The 25,603-nt window shown below is 61.9% G+C and carries 24 protein-coding genes and 1 pseudogene; 14 read left to right on the forward strand and 11 right to left on the reverse strand.

All coding sequences use genetic code 11. The annotated features are described in order from the left end of the window. Positions 1-54 precede the first annotated feature (54 nt). Entirely contained in the window at positions 55-927 is an 873-nt protein-coding gene (locus tag ACTJJN_RS05025) for a carbon-nitrogen hydrolase family protein (protein ID WP_440781031.1), read from the reverse strand. Then, on the reverse strand, positions 924-1,514 hold the full coding sequence (locus ACTJJN_RS05030) for a GNAT family N-acetyltransferase (protein WP_003255235.1): 591 nt from the start codon (positions 1,512-1,514) through the stop codon (positions 924-926). The genes ACTJJN_RS05025 and ACTJJN_RS05030 overlap by 4 nt, the downstream gene beginning before the upstream one ends. Before the next feature lie 115 nt (positions 1,515-1,629). Between ACTJJN_RS05030 and ACTJJN_RS05035 the strand changes: the two genes are divergently transcribed. After that, positions 1,630-2,028, forward strand: coding sequence for a nuclear transport factor 2 family protein (locus tag ACTJJN_RS05035; RefSeq protein WP_003255237.1), 399 nt, complete (start codon positions 1,630-1,632; stop codon positions 2,026-2,028). Positions 2,029-2,058: 30 nt separating this feature from the next. Here ACTJJN_RS05035 and ACTJJN_RS05040 read toward each other — a convergent pair whose 3' ends face one another. The 7 genes and pseudogenes from ACTJJN_RS05040 to ACTJJN_RS05070 form a co-directional block, all read right to left on the reverse strand. Beyond that, a complete protein-coding gene (locus tag ACTJJN_RS05040) occupies positions 2,059-2,637 on the reverse strand; it encodes a DJ-1/PfpI family protein (RefSeq protein ID WP_003255238.1) in 579 nt (192 codons plus the stop codon). A 51-nt stretch (positions 2,638-2,688) separates the two neighbouring features. Continuing rightward, a complete protein-coding gene (locus tag ACTJJN_RS05045; RefSeq protein ID WP_003255240.1) occupies positions 2,689-3,846 on the reverse strand; it encodes a phospholipase D-like domain-containing protein in 1,158 nt (385 codons plus the stop codon). 1 nt (position 3,847) lies between these two features. After that, positions 3,848-4,429 carry a YceI family protein gene (locus tag ACTJJN_RS05050; RefSeq protein WP_012051282.1) on the reverse strand — a complete coding sequence of 194 codons (582 nt, stop codon included), beginning with the start codon at positions 4,427-4,429 and terminating at the stop codon, positions 3,848-3,850. Between the two features lie 44 nt (positions 4,430-4,473). Continuing rightward, positions 4,474-4,770, reverse strand: coding sequence for a hypothetical protein (locus ACTJJN_RS05055; RefSeq protein WP_012051281.1), 297 nt, complete (start codon positions 4,768-4,770; stop codon positions 4,474-4,476). After that, a pseudogene (locus tag ACTJJN_RS05060) lies at positions 4,767-5,838 on the reverse strand (serine hydrolase domain-containing protein). Before ACTJJN_RS05060 ends, ACTJJN_RS05055 begins: the two are co-directional and overlap by 4 nt. A 108-nt stretch (positions 5,839-5,946) precedes the next feature. After that, the gene (locus ACTJJN_RS05065; protein ID WP_003255244.1) at positions 5,947-6,507 is read right to left on the reverse strand and encodes a response regulator transcription factor; all 561 of its coding nucleotides are present in this window, start codon (positions 6,505-6,507) and stop codon (positions 5,947-5,949) included. Further along, positions 6,507-7,763: an ATP-binding protein gene (locus ACTJJN_RS05070; protein ID WP_012051278.1), complete on the reverse strand. Its 1,257-nt coding sequence runs from the start codon at positions 7,761-7,763 to the stop codon at positions 6,507-6,509. Before ACTJJN_RS05070 ends, ACTJJN_RS05065 begins: the two co-directional genes overlap by 1 nt. A 202-nt stretch (positions 7,764-7,965) precedes the next feature. Here ACTJJN_RS05070 and ACTJJN_RS05075 point away from each other — a divergent pair, with 202 nt between their 5' ends. The 9 genes from ACTJJN_RS05075 to ACTJJN_RS05115 all read left to right on the forward strand — a co-directional run bounded on the left by ACTJJN_RS05075 (position 7,966) and on the right by ACTJJN_RS05115 (position 19,675). After that, a complete protein-coding gene (locus ACTJJN_RS05075) occupies positions 7,966-8,682 on the forward strand; it encodes an SIMPL domain-containing protein (protein ID WP_003255248.1) in 717 nt (238 codons plus the stop codon). Positions 8,683-9,062: 380 nt separating this feature from the next. Continuing rightward, the gene (locus ACTJJN_RS05080) at positions 9,063-10,688 is read left to right on the forward strand and encodes an ABC transporter substrate-binding protein (protein ID WP_440781033.1); all 1,626 of its coding nucleotides are present in this window, start codon (positions 9,063-9,065) and stop codon (positions 10,686-10,688) included. Positions 10,689-10,834: 146 nt separating this feature from the next. After that, on the forward strand, positions 10,835-12,427 hold the full coding sequence (locus ACTJJN_RS05085; RefSeq protein WP_440781034.1) for an ABC transporter substrate-binding protein: 1,593 nt from the start codon (positions 10,835-10,837) through the stop codon (positions 12,425-12,427). A 193-nt stretch (positions 12,428-12,620) separates the two neighbouring features. Further along, positions 12,621-14,000 (forward strand): OprD family porin, encoded by a 1,380-nt coding sequence (locus ACTJJN_RS05090; protein WP_012051275.1) that lies wholly within the window; start codon positions 12,621-12,623, stop codon positions 13,998-14,000. Positions 14,001-14,078: 78 nt separating this feature from the next. Continuing rightward, positions 14,079-15,689 carry an ABC transporter substrate-binding protein gene (locus ACTJJN_RS05095; protein WP_017148115.1) on the forward strand — a complete coding sequence of 537 codons (1,611 nt, stop codon included), beginning with the start codon at positions 14,079-14,081 and terminating at the stop codon, positions 15,687-15,689. Between the two features lie 91 nt (positions 15,690-15,780). Next, positions 15,781-16,791, forward strand: coding sequence for an ABC transporter permease subunit (locus tag ACTJJN_RS05100; RefSeq protein ID WP_003255257.1), 1,011 nt, complete (start codon positions 15,781-15,783; stop codon positions 16,789-16,791). A gap of 10 nt (positions 16,792-16,801) precedes the next feature. Next, positions 16,802-17,728 carry an ABC transporter permease subunit gene (locus ACTJJN_RS05105; RefSeq protein WP_003255259.1) on the forward strand — a complete coding sequence of 309 codons (927 nt, stop codon included), beginning with the start codon at positions 16,802-16,804 and terminating at the stop codon, positions 17,726-17,728. Between the two features lie 10 nt (positions 17,729-17,738). After that, positions 17,739-18,707, forward strand: coding sequence for an ABC transporter ATP-binding protein (locus tag ACTJJN_RS05110; protein WP_003255260.1), 969 nt, complete (start codon positions 17,739-17,741; stop codon positions 18,705-18,707). Further along, positions 18,707-19,675, forward strand: a complete 969-nt coding sequence (locus tag ACTJJN_RS05115; RefSeq protein ID WP_010952088.1) for a peptide ABC transporter ATP-binding protein — start codon at positions 18,707-18,709, stop codon at positions 19,673-19,675. Before ACTJJN_RS05110 ends, ACTJJN_RS05115 begins: the two co-directional genes overlap by 1 nt. A gap of 366 nt (positions 19,676-20,041) precedes the next feature. Here ACTJJN_RS05115 and ACTJJN_RS05120 read toward each other — a convergent pair whose 3' ends face one another. Both ACTJJN_RS05120 and ACTJJN_RS05125 read right to left on the reverse strand, forming a co-directional pair. After that, entirely contained in the window at positions 20,042-20,212 is a 171-nt protein-coding gene (locus ACTJJN_RS05120) for a helix-turn-helix domain-containing protein (RefSeq protein WP_207238215.1), read from the reverse strand. Between the two features lie 75 nt (positions 20,213-20,287). Beyond that, positions 20,288-21,154 carry a DMT family transporter gene (locus ACTJJN_RS05125; protein WP_440781037.1) on the reverse strand — a complete coding sequence of 289 codons (867 nt, stop codon included), beginning with the start codon at positions 21,152-21,154 and terminating at the stop codon, positions 20,288-20,290. A gap of 613 nt (positions 21,155-21,767) precedes the next feature. Here ACTJJN_RS05125 and ACTJJN_RS05130 point away from each other — a divergent pair. The 4 genes from ACTJJN_RS05130 to ACTJJN_RS05145 all read left to right on the forward strand — a co-directional run bounded on the left by ACTJJN_RS05130 (position 21,768) and on the right by ACTJJN_RS05145 (position 25,570). Continuing rightward, positions 21,768-22,592: a helix-turn-helix domain-containing protein gene (locus ACTJJN_RS05130; RefSeq protein ID WP_440781038.1), complete on the forward strand. Its 825-nt coding sequence runs from the start codon at positions 21,768-21,770 to the stop codon at positions 22,590-22,592. Between the two features lie 64 nt (positions 22,593-22,656). After that, positions 22,657-24,063 carry an NAD(P)/FAD-dependent oxidoreductase gene (locus ACTJJN_RS05135; protein ID WP_047603303.1) on the forward strand — a complete coding sequence of 469 codons (1,407 nt, stop codon included), beginning with the start codon at positions 22,657-22,659 and terminating at the stop codon, positions 24,061-24,063. Positions 24,064-24,096: 33 nt separating this feature from the next. Continuing rightward, the gene (locus ACTJJN_RS05140) at positions 24,097-24,438 is read left to right on the forward strand and encodes a cupin domain-containing protein (protein WP_012051262.1); all 342 of its coding nucleotides are present in this window, start codon (positions 24,097-24,099) and stop codon (positions 24,436-24,438) included. Between the two features lie 52 nt (positions 24,439-24,490). Beyond that, a complete protein-coding gene (locus tag ACTJJN_RS05145) occupies positions 24,491-25,570 on the forward strand; it encodes a polyamine ABC transporter substrate-binding protein (protein ID WP_440781039.1) in 1,080 nt (359 codons plus the stop codon). Positions 25,571-25,603: the final 33 nt, after the last annotated feature.

The raw sequence follows: 25,603 nt of genomic DNA on the forward strand, positions 1-25,603 counted from the left end.
AGGCTACGCGTTACCTGTGGGGGCGGCCTTGGCCGCGAAGAGGCCGCACTGTCATCACAGGACTCTCTCGAACTGCTCCGGCCAGTCCCGCCAGGTAAACACCTGCCCTTCCCGCCTCACCCGACGCACTTCCTGCAGATCTACCTCACACACCAGCCACTGGCTGCAGTCCGGGTTCAACTGCTCGCTCAACGCCACCACCCCATCCCCCGGCATCCCGTGATCCGGCGGCACGAACAAGCCTGCCCGGCCGATATTCTCGTCCAATGCCGGCGACCAGGGCGCCACCCCCACCGTAGGGCTCTGCAACACGGCAATCTGGTTCTCCAGGGCACGCGCCTGGGCGCCGATACGCACCCGGTGGTAACCGGCTTCGGTATCGGTACAACTTGGCGCCAGGATCAGATCGGCACCACACTCGGCCAGGCGGCGGGCCAGCATCGGGAACTCGTTGTCGTAGCAGATCAGGATGCCCAAGCGCCCCAGTTCGGTTTCGAACACCTGCAGCCCCTGGCCCGCAGCGATGTCCCACTGCTCGCGCTCGAAGCGGGTCATCATCAGTTTGTCCTGATAACCCAGCACACCTTGGGGGCCGAACAGCCAGGCACGGTTGCGGTAGCGCCCATCTTCGTCCAGCACCGGCACACTGCCCGGTTGCAGGTAGATCCCCCAGCGTCGGGCAAGACGCTCGCACAACGCTTTCCAAGGTTCGATCAGCGGCTGGATGCCGGCAATCGAAGCCTTCAGGTCTTCCCGCTGCCCGGCATTCAGCTGGCCGCTCAGCACCAGCCCGGCGTACTCCGGCATTAGCAGCAAGCGTGCCCCCGCCTCCACCGCTTCGGCGCACAGGCCTTGCAGGTGGTCGGCGTAGGCGTCCCAGGTTTCGTGCAGCTCGATAGCGTACTGGCAGGCGGCCAGGCGGATCATATCGGCAGTGCCTTGAGCCAGAACGACATCAGCTTGTCGGAGCTTTCCTGCTCGTCCAGGTCGCGCCAGGCGTAGGTGGTACGCAGCGATGGGTCGTGCAGGAAGCCGCGGTTGCGCCAGAAGCCATGCAGGGGTTTGTACTCGGCTGGCCGTCGCGGGTGCGCACCAGGTCGCTCGACCGCGCAGAACGCGCAGTAATCGAACTCGGCCAGTTTGTGTGCGTAGGACTCGCGCTCGATGAAGAAGCGAACCCCCAGGCCCTGACCGCGGTATGCCGGCAACACCAGCGACTCACCAAAGTAGTACACACTGGCCGGGTCTCGCCCCTGGGCCAGGAATGGCTGCTGGAATTCGGGCGCCACATCCACCAACGGCAGGCCGGTAGAGGCGCCGACCACCTTGCCGTCGTCCAGCGCCAGCACAACCAAGCTGCGCCCGGAGCGGGCATAGTTGGCCAGGTAGTCGGCCTCGTACTCCGGGGTGCCGTCGTAAAGGTAGGGGAACTCGCGGAACACAGTAAGGCGCAGGCGAGCGAGGTCATCGATGTAAGGCGCGATAGCGGCACCGTGCAACAGGCGTATTTCCATGTTTGGCGGTCGTTTTGTCGATGTGGATGACGCGCTCGGCTAAGCCGGGCTTGAGGGGAAACCCTATCATCCGAGGTAACGACCCGCCTTTTCCCTACACGACAGGAAATGTTCCATGACCGCAACCGAACTGGTAAATGCTTACTACGCCGCCTTCAACGCGGGTGACATGCCGGGCTTTCTGGCGCTGCTCAGCGAAGACGTGATCCACGACATCAACCAGGGCGAGCGTCAGATGGGCAAGGCCAGGTTCGCCGCGTTCATGGACAAGATGAACCGCTGCTACCGCGAGCGCCTGGCCGACATCGTGGTGATGCAGAACGCCGATGGCAGCCGCGCGGCAGCGGAGTTCACCGTGCATGGCCAATACCTGGCCGATGACGAAGGGCTGCCGACGGCAAACGGCCAAACCTATGTGCTACCGGCGGGGGCGTTCTTCTATATTCACTGTGGCAAGATTGCCCGGGTGACCAACTACTACAACCTCAATGACTGGGTTGAGCAGGTTGCCTGAAGCAACCCGCTGCCAATTCAATCAAGCCTGTCAGACAATGCGCGTGCCCAGCACTTGAAGGAACGCCGCCAGCCAGGCCGGGTGCGCGGGCCATGCCGGTGCGGTCACCAGGTTGCCATCCACATGCGCCTGGTCCACCGCGATGTCGATGAACGTGCCACCCGCCAGGCGCACTTCTGGCGCACATGCCGGGTACGCGCTGCACTCACGCCCCTCCAGCACCCCTGCCGCTGCCAGCAGCTGGGCCCCATGGCACACCGCCGCAATCGGCTTGCCGGCCTGGTCGAACGCCCGCACCAGGTCCAACACCTTTTCATTCAGGCGCAGGTACTCCGGCGCGCGGCCACCTGGGATCAGCAGCGCGTCATAACTCTCGGGCCGCACCCGCACGAAATCATAATTCAGGGCAAAATTGTGCCCTGGCTTTTCGCTGTAGGTCTGTTCACCCTCAAAGTCATGAATCGCGGTACGCACGGTCTGCCCCGCCAGCTTTTCCGGGCACACCGCATGCACCGTGTGGCCCACCATGCTCAAGGCCTGGAACGGCACCATCGCTTCGTAATCTTCGACGTAGTCGCCCACCAGCATGAGAATTTTCTTCGCCGTCATCTCGCCCACTCCTTCGGTTAACTGTGAATAGTCACTGCACGATAGCCGCTGTCAGTCACGGCGGTCGAGGAAGTTGACCACCAACCGATCAAGCCAGCCCCAGATCCGTTGCTTCACCCTGCGCCACAAAGGGCGCGCATGCCAGTGGGCGAGGTCGACTTCCTCGCTCTGGGCGAAGTCGCGCTCGAAGCTGGCCACCACCGCCGCAGTCAACGGCGGGTCCAGCGCTTCGATGTTGGCTTCAAGGTTGAAGCGCAAGTTCCAGTGGTCGAAGTTGCATGAACCGACGCTGACCCAGTCGTCTACCACCGCCATCTTCAGGTGCAGGAAGCACGGCTGGTACTCGAAAATCCGCACACCCGCACGCAACAGACGCGGGTAGTACCGATGCCCGGCGTAGCGTACCGAGGGGTGATCGGTGCGCGGACCGGTCAACAACAGACGCACGTCCAGGCCCTTGCTGGCGGCCCGACGCAATGAACGGCGCACACTCCAGGTCGGCAGGAAGTACGGCGTGGCCAGCCACACCCGTTTCTTGCCGCTGTTCAGCGCCCGTACCAGCGCGTGCAGGATGTCCTGGTGCTGGCGGGCGTCGGCATAAGCGACCCGGCCCATGCCCTGCCCCTGCGCAGGCACCTTGGGCAGACGCGGCAGGCCAAAGCCTTCAGCAGGGCGCCAGGCGGTGCGGCGGTTGTTGGCTTGCCACTGACGGTCAAACAGCAACTGCCAGTCGCTCACCACCGGCCCCTGCATCTGCACCATCACTTCGTGCCATTCGCTGGTCGCCTCACCGGGCGTCCAGAACTCGTCGGTAACGCCCGTCCCCCCCACCACGGCCCAACGTTCGTCAACCAGCAGCAATTTGCGATGATCACGGTAAAGGTTACGCAGGCCACGCTTCCAGCGCAGGCGGTTATACCAGCGCAAGTACACGCCAGCGTCCAGCAGGCGCTGACGCAACGCGCTGTTGAAGGCCAATGAACCGTAGTCATCAAACAGGCACCGCACCCGTACGCCACGCCGGGCAGCCTGCTCCAGCGCGTCGACCACTGCATCGGCACAGGCCCCGGCCTCGACCAGGTACAGCTCCAGGTCAACCTGGAACTCGGCACGCATGATCGCCTGGAGCATGCGCGGAAAAAACACAGGGCCGTCGATAAGCAGTTCGAACTGATTGCCATCACGCCAGGGGAAGACCGGCCCCGCCATGTCAGCGCGCAGTGAAGATCAGCACCGCGCTAACCGGTACCGACGGGTTGATGGACTTCAACCTGGCGAACTTGCGCAGGCTTTCCAGCCCCGGCAGCAAGCCAAAATCTTCGGCGCGCAGCACCAGAGGCTCAAGGGTCACCACCTGGAAGCGCCGCGCATCCAGGCGGGTGGCCAGCAACAGGACATTGTAGCTGTGCGACTGGCCATGCAGGGTGACCGTCAGCGGCAGGCGCAACTCGATCTGTGCACCGTCGGCCAGGTCATTGATCGGCTGCAGGTCAATCTTCGCCTTCACGGTGGCCTCGGCGAAGCGCTCGACCTCGAACAGGTTGTCGCGCATTTGCTCGTCACGCAGCGGAATACCACTGCTCACCGAGTCCATCTCGATCCTCAACCCGGCCATACCCTTGCGATCGACCGTGCCATGCAACACCAGAAAGCGATGCACTTCGGCGGTGTCGCCGTTCTTGCCGGTGATGAATGACAGCCGTGAAGATTCGCCATCCAAGTGCCAATTGGCATGAGCGGGCAGGCACAAAGCCAGCAATAAGGCAGGCAGCAGACGGGGCAACTTGAACATGACAGATCTCGTGAAACCAGGCCGCCAACCTTACCCGCCTGCATTCATGGCAGCAAGCGGCAGCCCTCACGCGCGCCTTGCCAGGCCGCCTGGCTGCGTCGCCCCAGGCCTTCAGCGGTGACTCGCCGCTGCTGGCTGTTTTCCTCCAGCAGGCTCAGTGGCAGCCACTGCTTCACGTACCCTTGGCAGTACACCTTGTCGAAGCCCATGACAAAGCGGCAGGAACAGTATTCCTTGGCCGAGTAGGCCGAGAGTATGCCGGGGAAGTCCGCCAGTGCCTGGCGTTCCTGCCATGCCCAGAACAGGAGCCCTGCCAGCGCCAGCAGCAATAGCCGCTTCATGCCCCCTCCCCGGCCAGTACCGCCAGCACCCGCTTGAGCAGTTCGTCGTGTCGATAGCTGCCGTCGCGGTCATCGGCGTAGCGCACGATCACCAGCTTTTGCTCAGGCAGCACATATAACGCCTGCCCCCAGTGGCCAAGGGCGGCGAAGGTGTCTGCCGGTGCACTGGGCCAAGGCCGTTCGGCGCCAGCCATCGACTGGTTGAGCCACCAATGGCCACCCGGGATGGCCTCGCCAGGCAGCGCCTGGGCCTGGACAAACGGGGTGCGGTTGAAGGCGACCCAGGCTTTGGGCAGCAATTGTCGGCCCTGCCAGCGCCCGTCGCGCTGCATCAGCAGGCCAATACGGGCCAAATCGCGGGCACTGAGGTAGAGATAGGAAGAGCCTACGTAGGTGCCTGCCCGGTCACGCTCCCACACCGCACTGCCGATACCCAACGGGGTGAACAGTGCGTGCCAGGGGTAGTCGGGGTACTGCGCGGCATCGAGNCAGCGCGGCGGCCAGCAGGTTGCTGTCGCCGCTGGAGTAGAGGAATCGCTGACCGGGGCTGGCGGCAACACCCTGCGCCGCCGCGTAGGCAGCCATGTCTGCGCGGCCACGGGTATACAGCATGGCCACCACCGAGGACTTCAGCGGCGCGTATTCGTAGTCTTCCTGCCACTCGAGGCCACTGGCCCAGTGCAGCAGGTCGGCCACGCGCACGCCTGGGTGGGCGCGCATGGGTGGATAGAAGCGGCTGACCGGGTCTTGCAGCTGGAAGCGGCCTTCGCCCTGGGCCACGCCCATTATCGTGGCCAGTACGCTCTTGCTTACCGACCAGGTCAGGTGCGCGGTGGCGGCACGGGTGGGCGCGGTGTAGCGCTCGTGGAGGATGCGCCCGTCGCGGATGATCAGCAGAGCGTCCGTGCGGATGCCGCTGCGCTCCGAGGGGGAGCGTGCAGGAAAGGCGTAAGCGTCGACGGCCTGCCAGTCGAGGGTGGCAGGGTCGGTCTGCCACTGCGGGTCAGGCCAGTCCTCCGCCTTGGCGCTACCTGCAACCAGCGCAAGGATGACCAACAGTACCTTCATCGTGCTCGCCTTGATGGGGGCTGCTTTGCAGCCCTTCGCGGGCAAGCCCGCGCTCACAGTCGCAGGAGCGGATTCCCCCGCGAACAGGCCAACATCATCAATACAGAATCAGCGCCGAACCGGCCGCTTCTGCAACTTGCGCTGCAACGTCCGTCGGTGCATGCCCAACGCCCGCGCGGTGGCCGAGATATTACCTTCATGCTCGTTCAGCACGCGCTGGATGTGTTCCCACTGCAGGCGATCGACCGACATCGGGTTTTCCGGCACCAGGGTATCCAGGTCGGTGTGCTCCGACAGCAGTGCTGCCAACACATCATCAGCGTCAGCCGGCTTGCACAGGTAGTTGCAGGCACCGCGCTTGACCGCCTCCACTGCGGTGGCAATGCTCGAGTACCCGGTCAGGATCACCACGCGCATTTCCGGGTCCAGTTCCAGCAGCTTGGGCAGCAGCACCAGGCCGGAGTCGCCATCCATCTTCAGGTCCAGCGTGGCGTAGTCCGGCAGGTCCTGCTGGGCCAGAATCAAGCCTTCTTCGGCAGAACTGGCAGTGCTCACACGGAAACCGCGACGGCTCATGGCCCGGGCCATGACCCGGGTGAAGGTGGCATCGTCATCCACCAGCAGCAGGTGCGGCAGCTCTTCGCTTTCGACCTGGTTTTCTTCGCTCATCATTCATCTCCTCGCTTGCCATAGGGCAGGCGCAGTTCGGTCAGGGTGCCACCCTGTTCATGACTATAGAGTTTCACCGAGCCGCCCGCACGGGTCACGCTGGCCTTGCTCAAGAACAGGCCCAGGCCGAAGCCTTTGCCCTTGGTGGTAATAAAAGGTTTGCCAATGGCTTCGGCAATGGCTGGCGGTACACCAGGACCATGGTCGTGGATACTGATGACGATGTCCTGGGCGTCCCAGTCCAGGCGGACCTCCAGATCATCAGGGCAGGCATCGGCGGCATTGTTCAACAGATTCAGTAACGCCTGGGTCAGGTCTGGCGGCGGCGCCAGACGCGGCACCTTGCCGTCGCGCAGGCGCTGGAAGCGGTAGCTGGCTTCCGGGCGCATCAGGTGCCAGCGGTTGAGCGCCTCGTCCAGCCAGGCGGTCACATCCTGCTCCACGATGGCCAGGCGCCGGTTGGCTTCGGCTGCGCGCACCAGCTGTTGCAAAGTCTCTTTGCACAGCTTTACCTGGTCCTGGAGGATCTGCAGGTCCTCCTGCAACATCGGGTCGGTATGGTCCTGGCGCATTTCGTTGATCAGCACGCTCATGGTCGCCAGCGGCGTACCCAGTTCATGGGCGGCACCGGCGGCCTGGGTAGCCACAGCCAGCAGTTGCTCGTCGCGCAGGCTTTCTTCACGCCGCTCTGAACGCAGCTGCTCCTGCCGGCGCAGCTCTTCGGCCATGCGCGCGGCAAAGAAGGTGATCACAGCCGCCGCCAGGGCAATGCTCAGCCACATGCCGTAGACCTGCATCTTGTCCCGCGCCATCGGCAGCCCTTCGAGCGGGTAGAACTGCACCAGCAGCAAGCTGTAGGCCGTCAGCGCAATGCCCGACAGGATCAGCGAATACAGCCACGGCAAGGTCACCGCGGCAATCGCCAGCGGCACCAGGTAATACGACACGAACGGGTTGGTCGAGCCGCCGGAGTAATACAGCAAGGCACTGTGGATCAGCAGGTCACAGGCCAGCTGCAGGGCGTACTCCATTTCGGTGACGGGCAGCGACAGCCGCAGGCGCAGGGCCGTGAAGGCACACAGCAACGAAGACAAGGCCAAGGTGCCGGCCAGCGACAGCCAGGGCAATGGCAGCAGTTCGGTCCAGTAGGCAACGCCCACCGAGCCGGCCTGGGCAGCCAGGACCAGGACCCGAATGACGGTCAGGCGCCAGAGGTTCTGGCGGGTAGCGGACAACGGTTGTACGGCGGCGAGCATGAGCTCTCCTGATGAGTGCTCCAGAAAAATCGGCTGGAGTATACCGAAGCCGGGCGCCTCGCTGCAGCGATGCGGCAAAGCGCCACACTTTGTCACAGGTTCATGATGGCACTTTTGAACCCACTACACTGTTGCCGGTCTTATGGGCCATGCGTGGAATGGATGACCAGCCCCCACGCCTTCAAATGCCAAGGAGTACCACATGCAAATCCCACGTCGCGGCGCTGCTCTGATCATGTCTTGCGGCCTGCTCGCCAGCCTGCCGGCACTGGCCGCCGATGAACCGCGTTTCAACCAGGTATCGCTGCGTGCCGAAGTCAGCAAGGAAGTGGCGCGCGACCTGATGGTCGTGACCCTGTACAGCGAAGCGCAGAACAGCGACCCGGGCAAGCTCGCCAAGCAGATTACCGAAACCATGAACAAGGCCGTGCAGCAATCACGCCAGGTCAAGGACGTGAAGATCAGCCAAGGCAGCCGCAACAGCTACCCGGTGTATGACAGCAAGGGCCAGAAAATTACCGGCTGGCGCGAACGCGCCGAACTGCGCCTTGAAAGCGCCAACTTCCCGGCCTTGTCCCAGCTTACCGCCGATTTGTTGCAAGAGCTGAAAATGGCTGGCATGGACTTCTCCATCGCCCCGGCCACACGCAAGGCCAGCGAGGATGCTCTGCTCAAGGATGCGGTCGATGCCTTCAAGGCACGCGCGCAACTGGCGACTGAAGCGCTGGGTGGCAAAGGCTACAAAGTGGTGAGCCTGAACCTCAACAGCAGCGGCTACCCGCGCCCGTACTTGCGTAGCGCGCCGATGGCGATGAAGGCCATGGGGGCTGATGAAGCAGCACCTGCGCCAGATATCGAGGCGGGCACCAGTGAAGTGAGCATGAATGCCGATGGCCTGATCGAAGTGCAGATGCCATAAGGCGTCCACGCATCATCTGTGGGAGCCCGCGAGCAAGACACGGCGGTGGATGGCACGGGCTTCGCCCGTGTTCGCGGGTAAACCCGCTCCTACAGGTGAACGCGCCATTTTCACGATTTTCAGACCTTTCTTACGCACCATCAAGGTGCGTCCTACGTTTACCCTTGCCTAGAAACATCGCGCAAAACGCCATCATTTTGCCTACGCAAACGTTTAACTTCGCCAAAAGTTATACCGATGCGACATCCATGTACGGCCGTACCACTTTTCTGACGCCAACTATCCTTGTACCTGTTGCATTGGGAACACCCCCTGCATAAGTATCCGCAGGTCGGCTCACGAGGCCACCTCATCCAAAAAATGACAACAATGAGGCCACCATGCTCAAACACGCAGTCATTCCGTTCCTGCTGGGTGCAGGCTTGCTCAGCGGCGCACCGTCGGCCGTTGCCGCATCCAACCTGGTGTTCTGCTCCGAAGGCAGCCCAGCCGGCTTCGATCCGGGGCAGTACACCACCGGGACCGACTTCGACGCCTCGGCAGAGACCGTGTTCAACCGCCTGACCCAGTTCGAGCGCGGCGGCACTGCGGTCATCCCGGGCCTGGCGACCAAATGGGAAGTGTCCGACGACGGCAAGACCTACACCTTCCACCTGCGTGAAGGGGTCAAGTTCCACACCACCGACTACTTCAAGCCCAGTCGCCCGTTCAACGCCGACGACGTGCTGTTCACCTTCAACCGCATGCTCGACAAGGACAACCCGTTCCGCAAGGCGTACCCCACCGAGTTTCCATACTTTACCGACATGGGCATGGACAAGAACATTGCCAAGGTGGAGAAGCTTGACGAGCACACGGTGAAGTTCACCCTCAACGAGGTGGACGCCGCGTTCATCCAGAACCTGGCCATGAGCTTTGCCTCGATCCAGTCCGCCGAATACGCCGACCAGCTCCTCAAGAATGGCAAGGCCGCCGACATCAACCAGAAGCCGATCGGCACCGGCCCGTTCGTGTTCAGCAAGTACCAGAAGGACGCGCAGATCCGCTTCAAGGGCAACAAGGACTACTGGAAGCCCGAGGACGTGAAGATCGACAACCTGATCTTTGCCATCACCACCGACGCCTCGGTGCGCATGCAGAAGCTTAAAAAGAACGAGTGCCAGGTCACCCTGTTCCCACGCCCGGCCGACATCGAGCCGCTAAAAGCCGACAAGAACCTGCAAATGCCGCAGCAGGCCGGTTTCAACCTCGGCTATATCGCCTACAACGTGATGGACAAGATCAAGGGCAGCAACGAGGCCAACCCCATGGCCCAGCTGAAAGTCCGACAGGCGCTGGACATGGCCGTGGACAAGAAAAAGATCATCGAGTCGGTGTACCAGGGCGCCGGCCAGCTGGCGGTCAACGCCATGCCGCCCACGCAGTGGTCTTATGACGACAGCATCAAGGACGCCGCCTTCGACCCCGAGAAAGCCAAGCAACTGCTCAAGGAAGCCGGCATCAAGGAAGGCACCGCAATCACCCTGTGGGCCATGCCCGTGCAACGCCCGTACAACCCCAATGCCAAGCTGATGGCCGAAATGCTCCAGTCCGACTGGGCCAAGATCGGTATCAAGGCAAAGATCGTCAGTTATGAATGGGGCGAGTACATCAAGCGCTCCAAAGGTGGCGAACAGGGTGCCATGCTGATTGGCTGGAGCGGTGACAATGGTGACCCGGACAACTGGCTGGGTACCCTCTACGGTTGCGATGCCGTCGATGGCAACAACTTCTCCAAGTGGTGCTACAAGCCCTACGACGACCTGATCAAGCAGGCCAAGGCCACGTCCGACCAGGCCAAGCGCACCGAGCTGTACCAGAAGGCGCAGCACATCCTCAAGGAGCAGGTACCGATCACCCCGATCGCCCACTCCACTGTCTACCAGCCCATGAGCGCCAAGGTGAAGGACTTCAAGATCAGCCCGTTCGCGCTGAATTCCTTCTACGGCGTCAGCGTGGACAAATAGGCTGACTGAGGCACCCGCTGAATCGCGGGTGCCCTTCACCCCCGCCACCTCTTCATGTCGTCCTGCGGCCATACGCTGCGGGGGCGACGAACTGTTGCCGCCATTCGTACCCGGAGGCGGCGCGAACAGATGAAAAAGGATTTGCCATGCGCCACGTTACCCGCCTTTCCGCGCTGCTGGCCCTGGGCCTGGTCAGCCAATCCCCGGTCCTGCTGGCCAACAACCTGGTGTTCTGCTCTGAAGGTAGCCCCGCCGGCTTCGACACCGCCCAGTACACCAGCGCCACCGACAACGACGCCGCCGAACCCATCTACAACCGCCTGGTCGAGTTCGAACGTGGCGGCACCGCCGTGCACCCGGCCCTGGCGACGCACTGGGAGGTGTCCGACGACGGCCTGCGCTACACCTTCCACCTGCGTGAAGGGGTCAAGTTCCACAGCAACAAGGCCTTCAGCCCGAGCCGCACGTTCAACGCTGACGATGTGCTGTTCACCTTCAACCGCATGCTCGACAAGGGGCATCGGTTCCGTCAGGACTACCCTACCGAGTTTCCCTATTTCAACGGCATGGGCCTGGACAAGAACATCGCCCGTGTCGAGAAGACCGACCCATTGACCGTGGTGTTCACCCTGAACACCGTCGATGCCGCGTTCGTCCAGAACCTGGCCATGAGTTTCGCCTCCATCCTCTCCGCTGAATACGCCGAACAGCTACTGGCCAGTGGACGCCCCAGCGACATCAATCAGCAGCCTATCGGTACCGGGCCGTTCGTGTTCCAGCGCTACCAGAAGGATTCGCAGATCCGCTACAAGGGCAACAAGGACTATTGGGCAGCGAACGAGGTGAAGATCGACAACCTGGTGTTCTCGATCAATACCGACCCCTCGGTGCGTATCCAGAAACTGCGCCGCAACGAATGCCAGGTCACCCTGCACCCACGCCCGGCCGACCTGCCGGCGCTCAAGGCCGACAGCACGCTGCAGGTGCTCCAGCAACCAGGCTTCAACCTCGGCTACATCGCCTACAACACCCAGCACCCACCTTTCGACCGCCTGGAAGTGCGCCAGGCAATGGACATGGCGGTCAACAAGAAAGCCATCCTCCAGGCGGTGTATCAGGACGCCGGCCAACGGGCGGTCAACGCCATGCCACCGACCCAGTGGTCCTATGACGACAGCATCAAGGACGCCCCGTACGCGCCCGAAAAGGCCAGACAGCTGCTCCAGCAGGCGGGTGTCAAACCTGGCACCGAGGTCACCCTGTGGGCCATGCCGGTGCAGCGCCCGTACAACCCCAATGCCAAGCTGATGGCCGAAATGCTCCAGGCCGACTGGAGCAAACTCGGTTTCAAGGTGCGCATCGTCAGCTACGAATGGGGCGAATACCTCAAGCGCATGAAAAACGGTGAGCACGACATCGCCCTGATCGGCTGGACCGGTGACAACGGCGACCCGGACAACTGGCTGGGCACCCTCTACAGCTGCGATGCCATCGGCAGCAACAACTACTCGCAGTGGTGCGACCCGCAGTACGACAGCCTGGTCAAGCAGGCCAAGCAAGTGACCGACCGTACGCAACGCACCGCCCTGTACCAGCAGGCCCAGCAGCGGCTCAAGCAGCAGGTACCGATTACGCCGGTGGCGCATTCCACCGTGAGCCAGCCGCTTAGCGTCAAGGTTTCCCAGTTCAAGGTCAGCCCATTTGGGCGCAATGATTTTTCCGGTGTGAGTGTTGATTAAGCGTTAGCCAGTACCGGCCTCTTCGCGGGCAAGCCCGCCCCCACAGGATCTCGACNTTGCCCGCGACGAGGCCAGAACGGCCAACACAACGCCCCGATTCTGCCCGGCGATCCCGCGGCACCCCTGGCAACACCGCAGCAATCACCCGGCCCACAAGGCCGGCCATAACTAGAAAAGAAAGGGAGCTTTAACCTTGAAAGTATTCACCTTGACCGCACTGGCGTTATCCATCGGTGCCTTATCCACGGTGGCCCAGGCAGATCCGCAGAGCCAGGACTACCTCCCGCTCACCCTCAAAAGCAGCAGCGAGCAAGCGCAAGCCAGCGGCTTCATCAACGGCCAGAGCCTGTCCGGTAGCACCCGCAACTGGTACGCCCGCGAACGTGCCGCACGCGCGCCGCTGTGGAAGTACTACAAGAACGACGGCACCCGCCACGACACCCACAGCCGTGAAAACTGGGTCCAGGGCACCATCCTCAATTACAGCTCCGGCTTCACCCAGGGCACCGTGGGCTTCGCCGTCGAGGCTGCCGGCTACAACGCCATCGCCCTGCAGCAGAGCCGCGAAGCCATCGCCGGCCCCAACAACCGCACCCTCACCCACAGCGATGGCGACCCCATCGGCCAGTGGAGCAAACTGGGCCTGGGCAATATCAAGGCGCGCGTGTCCAACACCACCCTTACCCTTGGCCGCCAGTCGGTGGACACGCCGATGATCGCCTACATCGGCAACCGCGCCCTGCCCTCGAGCTTCCAGGGCGCGTTCCTGCACAGCGCTGAATTCGACAACCTCAGCCTCGACCTGGGCACCTTCGACCGCGTCTCGCCACGTACCGAACAGAGCCTCAGCAAGTTCCGCAGCGAGTACAGCGCCACCGGCGTGGAAACCGACCGTGCCAGCACCGCCGGCATCAACTACCAGCCGTTCAAGAGCCTGAGTACCAGCCTGTACGCCACCAAGGTCGACGACTTCTGGAACCAGTACTACTTCGGCGCCAACCATGTGCTCGGCGACAGCGCAGTGCTCAGCCTGAGCACCGGCCTGAACTACTACAAGACCGTCGACGCCGGCAGCCAGAAAATGGGCAAGATCGACAACGACACCTACAGCCTGTCACTGGGCCTGACCCATCAGGCCCACACCCTCAGCGCCTCCTGGCAGCAGGTCAACGGCAATGAGTACTTCGACTACCTGCACGAAACCAACGGCATCTTCCTGGCCAACTCGCTGCTGTCGGACTTCAACGGCCCCAACGAGAAATCGCTGCAGATTTCCTATGTGCTGAACATGGCGCCCTATGGCGTACCTGGCCTGAAGTTCAACCTGTACAACGCCCGCGGCTGGGGTATCGACGGCACTCACTACCGCGGCACTGCCTACGACGTGAATGGCCTGGATGGCGAAACCCACTACGAGTGGGGTATCGGCACCAGCTACGCGCTGCAGAGCGGGCCGCTGAAAGACACCAGCATCCGCGCCACCTACACCACCCATCGCGCCAGCAAGGCCCAGGGCGATGGCAGCCTGGATGAGTTCCGCGTGGTCACCACCATTCCGTTCAACATTCTCTGACCGTCGACGCCCTGGCCCGTTTCGCTGCGGGCCGGGGCGGCTACGCTGGAACCAATGCAAGCAGGGAGTTTTCAACACATGCACAGAGCTTTCATGAAATCGCGGCCGTTGCGCCTAGCCCTGGTCGCGCTGCTTCTGGGCGGCGCCACGCAACTGGCGGCCAAACCGCTGGTGGTGTGTACAGAAGCCAGCCCGGAAGGGTTCGACATCGTCCAGTACACCACCGCAGTCACCGCCGATGCCTCGGCCGAGACAGTGTTCAACCGCCTGGTCGACTTCAAACCCGGCACCACCGAGATCCAGCCGGCCCTGGCCGAGCGCTGGGACATTTCAGCCGACGGTCTGACCTACACCTTCCATCTGCGTCAGGGGGTGAAGTTCCACACCACCGACTACTTCAAGCCAACTCGTGACTTCAACGCCGATGACGTGCTGTGGAGCCTCAATCGCCAGCTCGACCCGAACCACCCCTGGCATGACAAGACCAGCGTCGGCTACCCGTACTTCGAGAGCATGGGGTTCAAGGAACTGCTCAAGTCAGTCAGCAAGGCTGACGAGCACACCGTGGTGATTACCCTCAGCCGACCGGAAGCGCCGTTCCTGCGCGACATGGCCATGGGCTTTACCTCGATCTACTCCGCCGAATACGGCGACCAGTTGCTCAAGTCTGGCAAGACCGCCGAGCTGAACAGCAAGCCGATCGGCACCGGCCCTTTCATTTTCCAGCGTTACAACAAGGACGCCCAGGTCCGCTTCAAGCCCAACCCGGACTATTTCCGCGGCAAGCCGCCGGCCGATGCGCTGGTGTTCGCCATCGCCATCGACAGCAACGTGCGCCTGCAAAAACTGCGCGCCAACGAGTGCCAGGTGGCGCTCTATCCCAAGCCCGATGACGTGCCGTCGATCAAGCAAGATCCGAAACTCAAGGTTGAAGAAATCGAGGCCTTGGTCACCGGCTACATCGCCATGAATACCCAGCACAAATACCTCAACGACGTGCGCGTGCGTAAAGCCATCAACATGGCCTTCGACCGCCAGACCCATGTCGACCAACTGTTTGGCAAAGGCAACGCGCTGGTAGGTGTAAACCCTTACCCCCCCACCATGATCGGCTACAACACCCAAAACCAGAACCCAACGCGCGACCTCGACAAAGCCCGCGCACTGCTCAGTCAGGCCGGTGTACCCGAGGGCACGGTAATCACCCTGTTCACCCGCAACGGCGGCGGCCCGACCAACCCCAACCCGCGCCTGTCCGCCGAGATGCTGCAAGCCGACCTCAAACAGATCGGTCTCAAGCTGGATATCCGCGTCATGGAATGGGCCGAGATGCTGCGCCGGGCGAAGAACGGCGAAGCCGACCTGGTGTCCACCGGCTGGGCCGGCGACAACGGCGACCCGGACAACTTCCTCAGCCCGCTGCTCAGTTGCGATGCAGTGAAAAGTGGCGAGAACTATGCGCGCTGGTGCAACCCCAAGTTCCAGGAGCTGATCAGCCGCGCCCGCGAAGTGATCGACAACGACGAGCGTGCAAGGCTCTATAACGAGGCATTGAAAGTGTACGATGACGAACAACCCTGGATCAGCATGGCTCATCCAAAGATGTTCACCGCCATGCGTGACAACGTGGAGGGCTACGTGATCAACCCTCTGACCAACAACAACTTCGCCACCACCAAGGTGAAGTAGAACAACAACGACCGCCGGCCACCCACACGGGGACCGGCGGCTCTGCCGTACCGGGCTGATCGCCCCACGGCCTGATGAGGTAACCCCGACAATGTTGAGTTTTATTGCCCGGCGCCTTGGCCTGCTGATACCGACCTTTTTCGGCATCACCTTGCTGACCTTCGCGCTCATACGCCTGATCCCCGGCGACCCGGTGGAAGTGATGATGGGCGAGCGCAGGGTCGACCCCGAAATGCATGCCCAGGCCATGGAGCGCCTGGGCCTGAACAAGCCACTGCCGGTCCAGTACCTGGACTACGTCGGCAAACTTGCCCAGGGTGACCTTGGCGAATCGCTGCGCACCCGCGAAAGCGTGTGGCGCGAGTTCCTCACCCTGTTCCCGGCCACCCTGGAACTGGCCTTCGCCGCCCTGCTGTTCGCCGGCGTCGTCGGCCTGCTGGCCGGTGTAATCGCCGCACTCAAGCGCGGTTCGCTGTTCGACCACGGGGTCATGGGCATATCACTGGCCGGCTACTCGATGCCGATTTTCTGGTGGGGCCTGATCCTGATCATGTTCTTCTCCGTGAGCCTTGGCTGGACCCCGGTATCCGGGCGCATCGACCTGCTCTACGACATCGAGCCGAAAACCGGCTTCATGCTTATCGACACCCTGCTCAGCGATGAAGAAGGCGCGTTCAAGGACGCTGTGATGCACCTGATCCTGCCGGCCATCGTGCTCGGCACCATCCCGCTGGCGGTGATCGCCCGCATGACCCGCTCGTCGATGCTCGAAGTACTGCGCGAAGACTACATCCGCACCGCCCGCGCCAAAGGCCTGTCGCCGGCCCGTGTGGTGTTCGTGCATGGCCTGCGCAATGCCTTGATCCCGGTGCTGACGGTGTTCGGCCTGCAGGTCGGCACGCTGCTGGCCGGGGCGGTGCTGACCGAAACCATCTTTTCCTGGCCGGGCATCGGCAAATGGCTGATCGAAGCCATCGGTGCCCGTGACTACCCCGTGGTCCAGAACGGCATCCTGTTGATCGCCTGCCTGGTGATTCTGGTCAACTTCGTCGTGGACATCCTCTACGGCCTGGCCAACCCACGCATCCGTCATCAGCGCTGAGGCCCTTGCCATGACTAGCCCGATTACAAAATCCGTGTCACCGGCCAGCCCGGTGGACCAGAGCCTGCTCTACCCCTCCCCGTACAAAGAATTCTGGCAAGCCTTCGCGCGCAACAAGGGCGCGGTGATGGGCCTGGCCTTCATGTGCCTGGTGGTGTTCTGCGCGCTGTTCGCGCCTTGGGTCGCCCCGCATGACCCGAGCGAGCAGTACCGCGACTTCCTGCTGACCCCGCCGGTGTGGCTGGAAGGCGGCACCTGGCAGTTCATCCTGGGCACCGACGAACTGGGCCGTGATCTGCTTTCGCGGCTGATTCAAGGTGCACGGCTGTCGCTGCTGATCGGCCTGTCGTCAGTGGTGATGTCACTGATCCCGGGCATTCTCCTTGGCCTGCTGGCCGGCTTTTTCCCGCAGTTGCTCGGCCCGTCGATCATGCGCCTGATGGACGTGATGCTGGCGCTGCCGTCACTGCTGCTGGCCGTGGCCATCGTCGCCATCCTCGGCCCAGGCCTGATCAACACCGTGATCGCCATCGCCATCGTTTCCCTGCCGTCCTACGTGCGCCTGACCCGCGCCGCGGTGATGGGCGAACTGAACCGCGACTACGTCACCGCTGCCCGCCTGGCCGGCGCCGGCTTGCCCCGACTGATGTTCGTCACCGTGCTGCCCAACTGCATGGCACCGCTGATCGTGCAGGCCACGCTCAGCTTCTCCTCGGCCATCCTTGACGCCGCCGCACTGGGCTTCCTTGGCCTCGGCGTACAGCCGCCAACCCCCGAGTGGGGCACCATGCTGGCTTCGGCCCGGGATTACATCGAGCGCGCCTGGTGGGTAGTGAGCCTGCCTGGCCTGACCATTCTGCTCAGTGTGCTGGCAATCAACCTGATGGGCGACGGCCTGCGCGATGCGCTGGACCCGAAACTCAAGAACGCCGCCTGAGGAGAACGCCATGTCACTGTTGCAGATCAACAACCTGAATGTGCGCTTCGGCGACGCCAACGCGGTACCGGTGGTCGATGGCCTGGACCTGGCGGTGGATGCCGGCGAAATCCTGGCCATCGTCGGCGAGTCTGGCTCGGGCAAGTCGGTCACCATGATGGCCCTGATGGGCCTGATCGATGCCCCCGGGCGCATCACCGCCGACGCCCTCACCTTCGACGGCACCGACATGCTCAAGCTCAGCGGCCGTCAGCGGCGCAAGGTGGTGGGCAAGGACATCGCCATGGTCTTCCAGGACCCGATGACCGCGCTCAACCCCAGCTACACCGTGGGCTTCCAGATCGAGGAAGTGCTGCGCCAGCACTTGGGCCTCAAGGGCAAGGCTGCCCGCCAGCGTGCTCTGGAGCTCTTGAAGAAGGTCGAGATTCCGGCCGCCGAAAGCCGCCTGGACGCTTACCCGCACCAGCTGTCAGGCGGCATGAGCCAACGTGTGGCGATCGCCATGGCCATTGCCGGCGAGCCCAAGCTGCTGATCGCCGACGAACCGACCACGGCCCTCGACGTGACGATCCAGGCACAGATCATGGAACTGCTGGTCAACCTGCAGAAGGAGCGCAACATGGCGCTCATCCTGATCACCCACGACCTCGCCGTGGTCGCCGAAACCGCCAGGCGGGTGTGCGTGATGTACGCCGGCCAAGCCGTGGAAGTGGGCCAGGTGCCAGAACTGTTCGATGTGCCCGCCCACCCTTACAGCGAAGCCCTGCTCGCCGCGATCCCCGAGCACAGCATTGGCGCCGAGCGCCTGGCCACACTGCCTGGCATCGTCCCCGGCCGCTACGACCGCCCGGTCGGCTGCCTGTTGTCACCACGCTGCCCCTATGTACAGGACAATTGCCGGCGCCAGCGCCCGCCCCTCGACCCACAGGCCCACAGCCTGGTGCGTTGCTTCTACCCGCTGAACCAGGAGGTGGCGTGATGGCCGTCGTTCTATCTGCCCGGGAGCTGACCCGGCACTACGAAGTCTCCCGCGGGCTGTTCAAGGGCCATGCGCTGGTGCGCGCGCTCAATGGCGTGTCGTTCGAACTGGAGGCCGGCAAGACCCTGGCCGTGGTCGGCGAGTCGGGCTGCGGCAAGTCGACCCTGGCCCGCGCCCTGACCCTGATCGAAGAGCCGTCGTCCGGCTCGCTGCAAATTGCCGGCACCGAGGTGAAGGGCGCCAGCAAGGCAGAGCGCAAACAACTGCGCCGCGATGTGCAGATGGTGTTCCAGAGCCCCTACGCCTCGCTCAACCCACGGCAGAAGATCGGTGACCAACTGGCCGAACCGCTGCTGATCAACACCTCGCTGAGCAAGGCCGAGCGCCGCGACAAAGTGCAGAAGATGATGGAGCAGGTCGGCCTGCGCCCCGAGCACTACCAGCGCTACCCTCACATGTTCTCTGGCGGCCAGCGCCAGCGTATCGCCCTGGCCCGGGCGATGATGCTGCAACCCAAGGTGCTGGTGGCCGACGAACCGACCTCCGCGCTGGACGTGTCGATTCAGGCGCAGGTGCTGAACCTGTTCATGGATCTGCAGAAGGAGTTCAACACTGCCTACGTGTTCATCTCGCACAACCTGGCGGTGGTACGGCATGTGGCGGATCAGGTACTGGTGATGTACCTGGGGCGGCCGGCGGAGATGGGGCCGAAGGAGGACATCTACGCGAAGCCGCTGCACCCGTATACCCAGGCGTTGCTGTCGGCGACACCGGCGATTCATCCAGACCCGTTGAAGCCGAAGATTCGTATCGTCGGGGAGCTCCCCAACCCGCTGAACCCGCCGGATGGGTGTGCCTTCCACAAACGCTGCCCGTATGCGACCGAGCGGTGTGCCAAGGAGGTGCCGGCGCTGAGGCAGGTGAGTACGCGGCAGGTTGCGTGCCACTATGCGGAGCAGTTTCTTTAACTGTTAGAAAACTGGGCAGCCCTCAATGCGAAAAACCGCAGCTTGCTGCGCTGCCCAGCTGAAGTACCAAGGCTTTTTGATTGTGGAGCTGAATCCATTTGTGGACGAGGTTGCCATTGAGGCTGTAGTCCAAGGCGATGTTTGCGATGGAGGCGCCGGGCTCGTCGCACTCTGGGCTTTGAAAGGTTTATTGTAGGTACGGCGCTGAGGCCTGGAAAATGCGCTTGATGGGTCAGAAATGGTGTCCACTTTTAGGTGGACACCATGGCCTTCGCCGGTTCCGTCAGGAAGATGTGTTGGCCGGACGGATACCGGGATTCGACCATCAGGGAAGTGTCAGTTTTTTGTGTACGGGACAAGGCATTTTCAATGCTTTGATACCTGCTTGCTGACTGCAGACGCCGTCAAGCCTAATCGGGCAGATGCGTCTACAATACTTCCAGTTTCAACCACTACCGCAAATGCTGCCATGCAAGGCAACATATCAACATGACTTTCGCAAGATAGATTTGATAGTCCATTACTATGAGCACTCATATCTACAGCCCCACAGCGAAGAAATACGCCATTGGCACACCCACAAAATCTAGAATTTCTATACCGAAGAAAATGTCACCCATACAGGTGCAGAAGCAAAGCGCCTGACAACACTAGGCTAACACCACCGATCTGGATGACTGACAGCCGCTCGCGAAAAAAGAAGTACCCCAGGATCGCGGCAATACCACCCGACAACGTGCTGATGACGGTGACAACGGACACCGAGCCATTTAGAGCCCCCCAAGAAAACGCAGAAAACCCTCCCAAGTTGAAAAGACTTGCCCCGCACAGTGAGCCATAGGTCTTCAGCATTATTGTCGTATGGTCCCGCAGAAACCTGACGGCTTCATGGATCAAAAAAATGACCCCCACCGCATACCCTAGCGCCAGCATGTTCACCGGTCCCAGCGCCGGCAAGGTGAATTTCCCCTGAATCCAGAAGCTGATGCCGTAAAGCATGGCCGCCAACAAAGCAAACCACACAGACATTACGCTGGTGACCTTACGATCGAAACCACCATTATCGCTGCGGCAGGCCAACAGCACGCCGAAAAAGCAGACAAGGATACCGACCACCTGCCAAGCGGAAAGGGCATCACCACCCAGCCATGCCAACAGCGTTGTAAAAACACCATACGAAGTGACCAGGGGCGCCACGATGGCTGTCTTGCCAATAGCGAAAGCTTTTGAAAGCGCCAGCGCTCCTACTACGGTGCATAGAGAGGCGACAATTCCTAACCCTATCGTGAGCCAGGGCGCAGAAGTAAATTTCTGCCACTGATCGGCTGAAATGGCAATAATGATTGCCATCAAGAAAAGCCCTAGCAACTGACCGAAAAATACCGCCCGTTTTACTCCAACCCCTCTTGCGTTCACGCCGACCAAGAAGTCGGTGCACCCCCAGAACACCGCAGCCAGCAACCCCATGAATACGTCCATAGCAATGGTCCTTAATTATGAATTATTCCTGAACCTCCTCAGACAGTAATCGGGAAAACAGCAGAAATCAAACACCTATTTTGACAAGAATCTACAGACTAACGTATTTCGGCACGTCCACCAGCCTAGCAACATTATTAACGAGTTAGTTAGTACTGTAGAGATAGCGGCAAGTGCCAAGAGAATACTGTAGGAACTTTCAGACAACACTCCACTTGCACTTACTACACTAAATATTACTAATTCAACGAGACCTTTGGTGTTCATCAGAACACCAAATTGGATTTATTGATCTCAAGCCGGCATCCGGGCCCTGCCTTGCACACGCCTTTTGTAGCGAAGAGTTGTAGCAAAAGGGCCGCAAAGCGGCCCCCAAAATCTCAATGCATAAAGAACCAGATCAGAATGATCACCGGAATCGGCACCCCAATCATCCAAAGCAGTATCGAGCGCATGGCCTTTCTCCTTGTTCGATGGTGAAAAGAAAGGTGCAGCCGCCATGCCAGTTGTATCAAAAAACTACATTCATAAGAATCAACGGCTTACCCTCCAAGCCGCCTGAGCAAACCGTGCAATATGCAGGATCCACGCCCTTGCACCTGGGTGTTCTGCAATGCACTATCCACCCATGATCCCCACCACCCTCCCCGACGGCCCCGAGCAAACGCCGCTTACCGCCGAAATCGTGCTGCGCTACCACCTCTGCTGGAAGCACCGCGACCTCGATGGCGTCATGGCGCTCTACCACCCCGATATTCAGTACCACGACTTCTTCCAGAACCGCGTGCTCGGCCACCAGGAACTGCGCGACTACGTAAGCGCCTGCCTGCCCCATGAAGCCGGCGAAGACATCGTCCACAGCGACCGCATCCGCGTCGATGGCTGCACCGCATTCATTCAGTATCAGGTCACGGTCCAGGGCGGCGACGGCCTGGTTGCGTTCCAGTCCAGCGAGGCGATCACCGTCAGGGACGGGCTGATCTGGCGGGTCAACGAATACGCCACGCTGGTCCGCCGGAACGGCACAGGCCACGCCAACAGCGGTCCGCGCCCCGCCACCAGCCGCCTGGGCTTGTCGCCTCGGCAGTTGTCGACCATGGCCCAGGACCTGGAGCATTACTTCCAGCGTCAACGCCCCTACCTCGACCCGGAACTGGACCTGCAGCAAGTAGCGGAAGCCAGCGGCTACAGCCGCAACCAGATTTCCTACCTGCTCAACCAGGTGCTGGGGCAAAGCTTCTACCGCTACGTCAACCAGGCACGCCTGCAGCACCTGATGGCCAGCCTCGGCGACGACAGCGTCGAGGCGACGATCGACGAGCTGGCCTTCAGTGCCGGCTTCAACTCGCTGTCGGCGTTCTACAAGTGCTTCCGTGAGCACACCGGGCTCACGCCCAAGGCCTACCTGAAGCAAATTTCCCTGCGTGCACGCACGTAAGACAGCCGCCCACTGACACCACTAGCATCGCCCACAGACCTTGACGGATGTGGAGCCGAACCCGATGCAACCCCTGCGCACGCTCAGCCTGTGGATGGACCAGCTCGACGAGCCGCTGTGCGCGCGCCCGGCACTGCGCAATGACCTCGACGTTGACGTGTGCATCATCGGTGCCGGCTATACCGGCCTTTGGACCGCGTACTACCTCAAGCGCCAGGCACCCCAGCTGAACATCGCGGTGATCGAAGCCCAAATCGCCGGCTTCGGCGCCTCCGGCCGTAATGGGGGCTGGCTGATGGGCAACCTGCTCGGCGAAGACCGCCTGCTCGGCACCCTCTCGCCGCAACAGCGCCGCGCCAGCATCGACCTGCTGCACGGCATCCCGGATGAAGTGCATCGCGTGCTGCAAAGCGAAGGCATCGACTGCGACTACCGCAAAGGCGGCGTCCTTTATTGCGCGGCGCGCTACCCAGAGCAGGAACGCAGCCTGCGCGCCTACCTCGACGACTTGTATCGCCAAGGCATGACCGAGGACGACTACCGCTGGCTGAGCCCCGAACAGCTGGGTAACCAGTTACGGGTCAGCAATGCGTTTGGAGCCATCTACAGCCCGCACACGGCGACCATCCAGCCAGCCAAGCTGGTGCGCGGCCTTGCCCGGGCAGTGGAGGCGCTGGGCGTATCGATCTACGAAAACACCCCGGCCATCGACTGGCAGCCGAGCGAGGTGCGTACCCCGCTGGCACAGATTCGCTGCCAGTGGATGGTGCCTGCCGTGGAGGGTTACGCCGCCAGCCTGCCGCCACTGGGCAAACACCAATTGCCAGTACAGAGCCTGCTGGTGGCCACCGAGCCGCTGCCAGAGGCCACCTGGGAGCAAATTGGCCTGAGCAAGGGCCAAGCCTTCAGTGAAAGCAGCCGCCAGGTCACCTACGGCCAGCGCACCGCCGACAACCGCCTGGTCTTCGGTGCTCGGGGTGGCTACCGCTTCGGTGGGCGTCTGCGCGAGAACTTCAACCTCGACGAACACGAAGTCGAACTGCGCCGCTACCTGTTCGGCGAACTGTTCCCGCAGCTCAAACAGGTACGCATCACTCATACCTGGGGCGGCAACCTCGGCATGGCGCGACGCTTCCGCCCACACATGCTCTGCGACCGCCAGCGCGGCATCGCCCTTGCCGGCGGCTACGGCGGCGAAGGCGTCGGGGCTACCAACCTGGGTGGGCGCACCCTGGCGGCGCTGATCCTCAACCAGCGCAACGAACTGACGGCGCAACCCTGGGTGCTCGACAACCGCCCGCTATCGAGCCTGGCCAGCTGGCCCCCCGAGCCCTGCCGCTGGCTGGGCTACAACGCGATCATCCAGAGCTTCGTCCATGAGGACCGGACCCTCGCCAACCCCGCCAGTGCGCCGTGGAGGCGGCGCCTGGCCATCTCGGTTGCAGACTTCATGGAAGGCTTCATGCACTGACTTCCCTTTTCACTCGTACAGGATCCACCGGTCATGAGCATCACCCAGTTCAAGAACACCGAATTTGCCGTGCTCGACAGCTCCAACCCGGTCGCGGTACCGCTCGGCGAACCCGTGGCAGTCACGTCAGTCACCTGCGTGGAGCGCAGCGATGGCGTTGAAACCGGCATCTGGGAATGCACCCCAGGGCGCTGGCGGCGGCAGATCGTGCAACAGGAGTTCTGCCATTTCATCAAGGGCCGCTGCACGTTCACCCCCGACGGTGGCGAGCCCCTGGTCATAGAAGCCGGAGACGCATTGATGCTACCGGCCAACAGCACCGGCACCTGGGACATCCAGGAGACCGTGCGCAAAACCTACGTGCTTATTTTCTGATCCGCTGATCGCCTGCCTTCGATAACAACAGACAAAGCAAGGTAAACCCGACATGCGCACCTTCCTCCTCGCCCCCCTGATGCTGGCCGCCAGCGTGGCCAGCGCCGCTGAAACGGTGAAGATCTACAACTGGTCCAGCTACGTGGCCCCCGATACGTTGAAGAACTTCCAGCAAGCCAGCGGCATCGTGCCGACCTATGACGTGTACGACAGCAATGAAACCCTCGATGGCAAGTTGATGACCGGCAATTCCGGCTACGACGTGGTGTTCCCCTCCAACCATTTCATGGCCCGGCAGATCCAGGGCAAGGCCTTGAAGCGCCTGGACAAGTCTCAGCTGCCTAACTGGCACAACCTCAACCCGGTGCTGCTCAAGGCGCTGGAGGTGAACGACCCGGGCAACCAGTACGGCTTCCCGTACCTGTGGGGCAGTACCGGTATTGGCTACAACATCGACAAGGTCAAGGCGGTGCTCGGCGACAACGCGCCCGTGGACTCCTGGGACCTGATCTTCAAGCCCGAGTACATGAGCAAGCTGAAAAGCTGTGGCGTCGCGGTGCTGGACAATGGCCCCGAACTGCTGCCGATCGCCCTGCACTACCTGGGCTTGCCCCATCACAGCCAAGACCCCAAGGACTACCAGAAGGCCAAGGACCTGCTGATGAAAGTGCGGCCTTACATCAGCTATTTCCACTCGTCCAAGTACACGGGCGACCTGGCCAACGGCGATATCTGCGTGGTAGTGGGGTTCTCAGGGGACGTGCTGCAGGCGAAGAACCGCGCCGATGAGGCGAACAATGGCGTGAAGGTGGGCTATTCGATACCCAAGGAGGGCGCGCCGATGTGGTTCGACATGGTCGCCATGCCCGTCGATGCGCCGGATGAAAAGGCCGGATATGCCTACATGAACTACCTGCTGCAGCCGGAGGTGATGGCCAACATCAGCAACCACGTCCAGTACGCCAACGGCAACCTCAAGGCGGACGGGCTGGTGGACCCGGCGATGAAGGGTAATACGATGATTTACCCGAGCGACGAGGTGATGGGCAAGCTGTATGCGCTGGAGGCGATGCCGGCGAAGATCGACCGTATTCGTACGCGAATCTGGACCAGTATCAAAGCCGGTAACTGATTTCAGTCGTTACGACGTCCTTGTGGGAGCGGG

It is taken from the genome of Pseudomonas sp. 22515 (assembly GCF_052044625.1).
In the GTDB taxonomy this organism is placed as follows: domain Bacteria; phylum Pseudomonadota; class Gammaproteobacteria; order Pseudomonadales; family Pseudomonadaceae; genus Aquipseudomonas; species Aquipseudomonas alloputida.

Excerpts from the sequence above, each read along its gene's own strand:
- ACTJJN_RS05025 (WP_440781031.1), bottom strand. The coding sequence starts at position 927 with ATGATCCGCCTGGCCGCCTGCCAGTACGCTATCGAGCTGCACGAAACC.
- ACTJJN_RS05030 (WP_003255235.1), bottom strand. The coding sequence starts at position 1,514 with ATGGAAATACGCCTGTTGCACGGTGCCGCTATCGCGCCTTACATCGAT.
- ACTJJN_RS05035 (WP_003255237.1), top strand. The coding sequence starts at position 1,630 with ATGACCGCAACCGAACTGGTAAATGCTTACTACGCCGCCTTCAACGCG.
- ACTJJN_RS05040 (WP_003255238.1), bottom strand. The coding sequence starts at position 2,637 with ATGACGGCGAAGAAAATTCTCATGCTGGTGGGCGACTACGTCGAAGAT.
- ACTJJN_RS05045 (WP_003255240.1), bottom strand. The coding sequence starts at position 3,846 with ATGGCGGGGCCGGTCTTCCCCTGGCGTGATGGCAATCAGTTCGAACTG.
- ACTJJN_RS05050 (WP_012051282.1), bottom strand. The coding sequence starts at position 4,429 with ATGTTCAAGTTGCCCCGTCTGCTGCCTGCCTTATTGCTGGCTTTGTGC.
- ACTJJN_RS05055 (WP_012051281.1), bottom strand. The coding sequence starts at position 4,770 with ATGAAGCGGCTATTGCTGCTGGCGCTGGCAGGGCTCCTGTTCTGGGCA.
- ACTJJN_RS05065 (WP_003255244.1), bottom strand. The coding sequence starts at position 6,507 with ATGAGCGAAGAAAACCAGGTCGAAAGCGAAGAGCTGCCGCACCTGCTG.
- ACTJJN_RS05070 (WP_012051278.1), bottom strand. The coding sequence starts at position 7,763 with ATGCTCGCCGCCGTACAACCGTTGTCCGCTACCCGCCAGAACCTCTGG.
- ACTJJN_RS05075 (WP_003255248.1), top strand. The coding sequence starts at position 7,966 with ATGCAAATCCCACGTCGCGGCGCTGCTCTGATCATGTCTTGCGGCCTG.
- ACTJJN_RS05080 (WP_440781033.1), top strand. The coding sequence starts at position 9,063 with ATGCTCAAACACGCAGTCATTCCGTTCCTGCTGGGTGCAGGCTTGCTC.
- ACTJJN_RS05085 (WP_440781034.1), top strand. The coding sequence starts at position 10,835 with ATGCGCCACGTTACCCGCCTTTCCGCGCTGCTGGCCCTGGGCCTGGTC.
- ACTJJN_RS05095 (WP_017148115.1), top strand. The coding sequence starts at position 14,079 with ATGCACAGAGCTTTCATGAAATCGCGGCCGTTGCGCCTAGCCCTGGTC.
- ACTJJN_RS05100 (WP_003255257.1), top strand. The coding sequence starts at position 15,781 with ATGTTGAGTTTTATTGCCCGGCGCCTTGGCCTGCTGATACCGACCTTT.
- ACTJJN_RS05105 (WP_003255259.1), top strand. The coding sequence starts at position 16,802 with ATGACTAGCCCGATTACAAAATCCGTGTCACCGGCCAGCCCGGTGGAC.
- ACTJJN_RS05110 (WP_003255260.1), top strand. The coding sequence starts at position 17,739 with ATGTCACTGTTGCAGATCAACAACCTGAATGTGCGCTTCGGCGACGCC.
- ACTJJN_RS05115 (WP_010952088.1), top strand. The coding sequence starts at position 18,707 with ATGGCCGTCGTTCTATCTGCCCGGGAGCTGACCCGGCACTACGAAGTC.
- ACTJJN_RS05120 (WP_207238215.1), bottom strand. The coding sequence starts at position 20,212 with ATGAGTGCTCATAGTAATGGACTATCAAATCTATCTTGCGAAAGTCAT.
- ACTJJN_RS05125 (WP_440781037.1), bottom strand. The coding sequence starts at position 21,154 with ATGGACGTATTCATGGGGTTGCTGGCTGCGGTGTTCTGGGGGTGCACC.
- ACTJJN_RS05130 (WP_440781038.1), top strand. The coding sequence starts at position 21,768 with ATGCACTATCCACCCATGATCCCCACCACCCTCCCCGACGGCCCCGAG.
- ACTJJN_RS05135 (WP_047603303.1), top strand. The coding sequence starts at position 22,657 with ATGCAACCCCTGCGCACGCTCAGCCTGTGGATGGACCAGCTCGACGAG.
- ACTJJN_RS05140 (WP_012051262.1), top strand. The coding sequence starts at position 24,097 with ATGAGCATCACCCAGTTCAAGAACACCGAATTTGCCGTGCTCGACAGC.
- ACTJJN_RS05145 (WP_440781039.1), top strand. The coding sequence starts at position 24,491 with ATGCGCACCTTCCTCCTCGCCCCCCTGATGCTGGCCGCCAGCGTGGCC.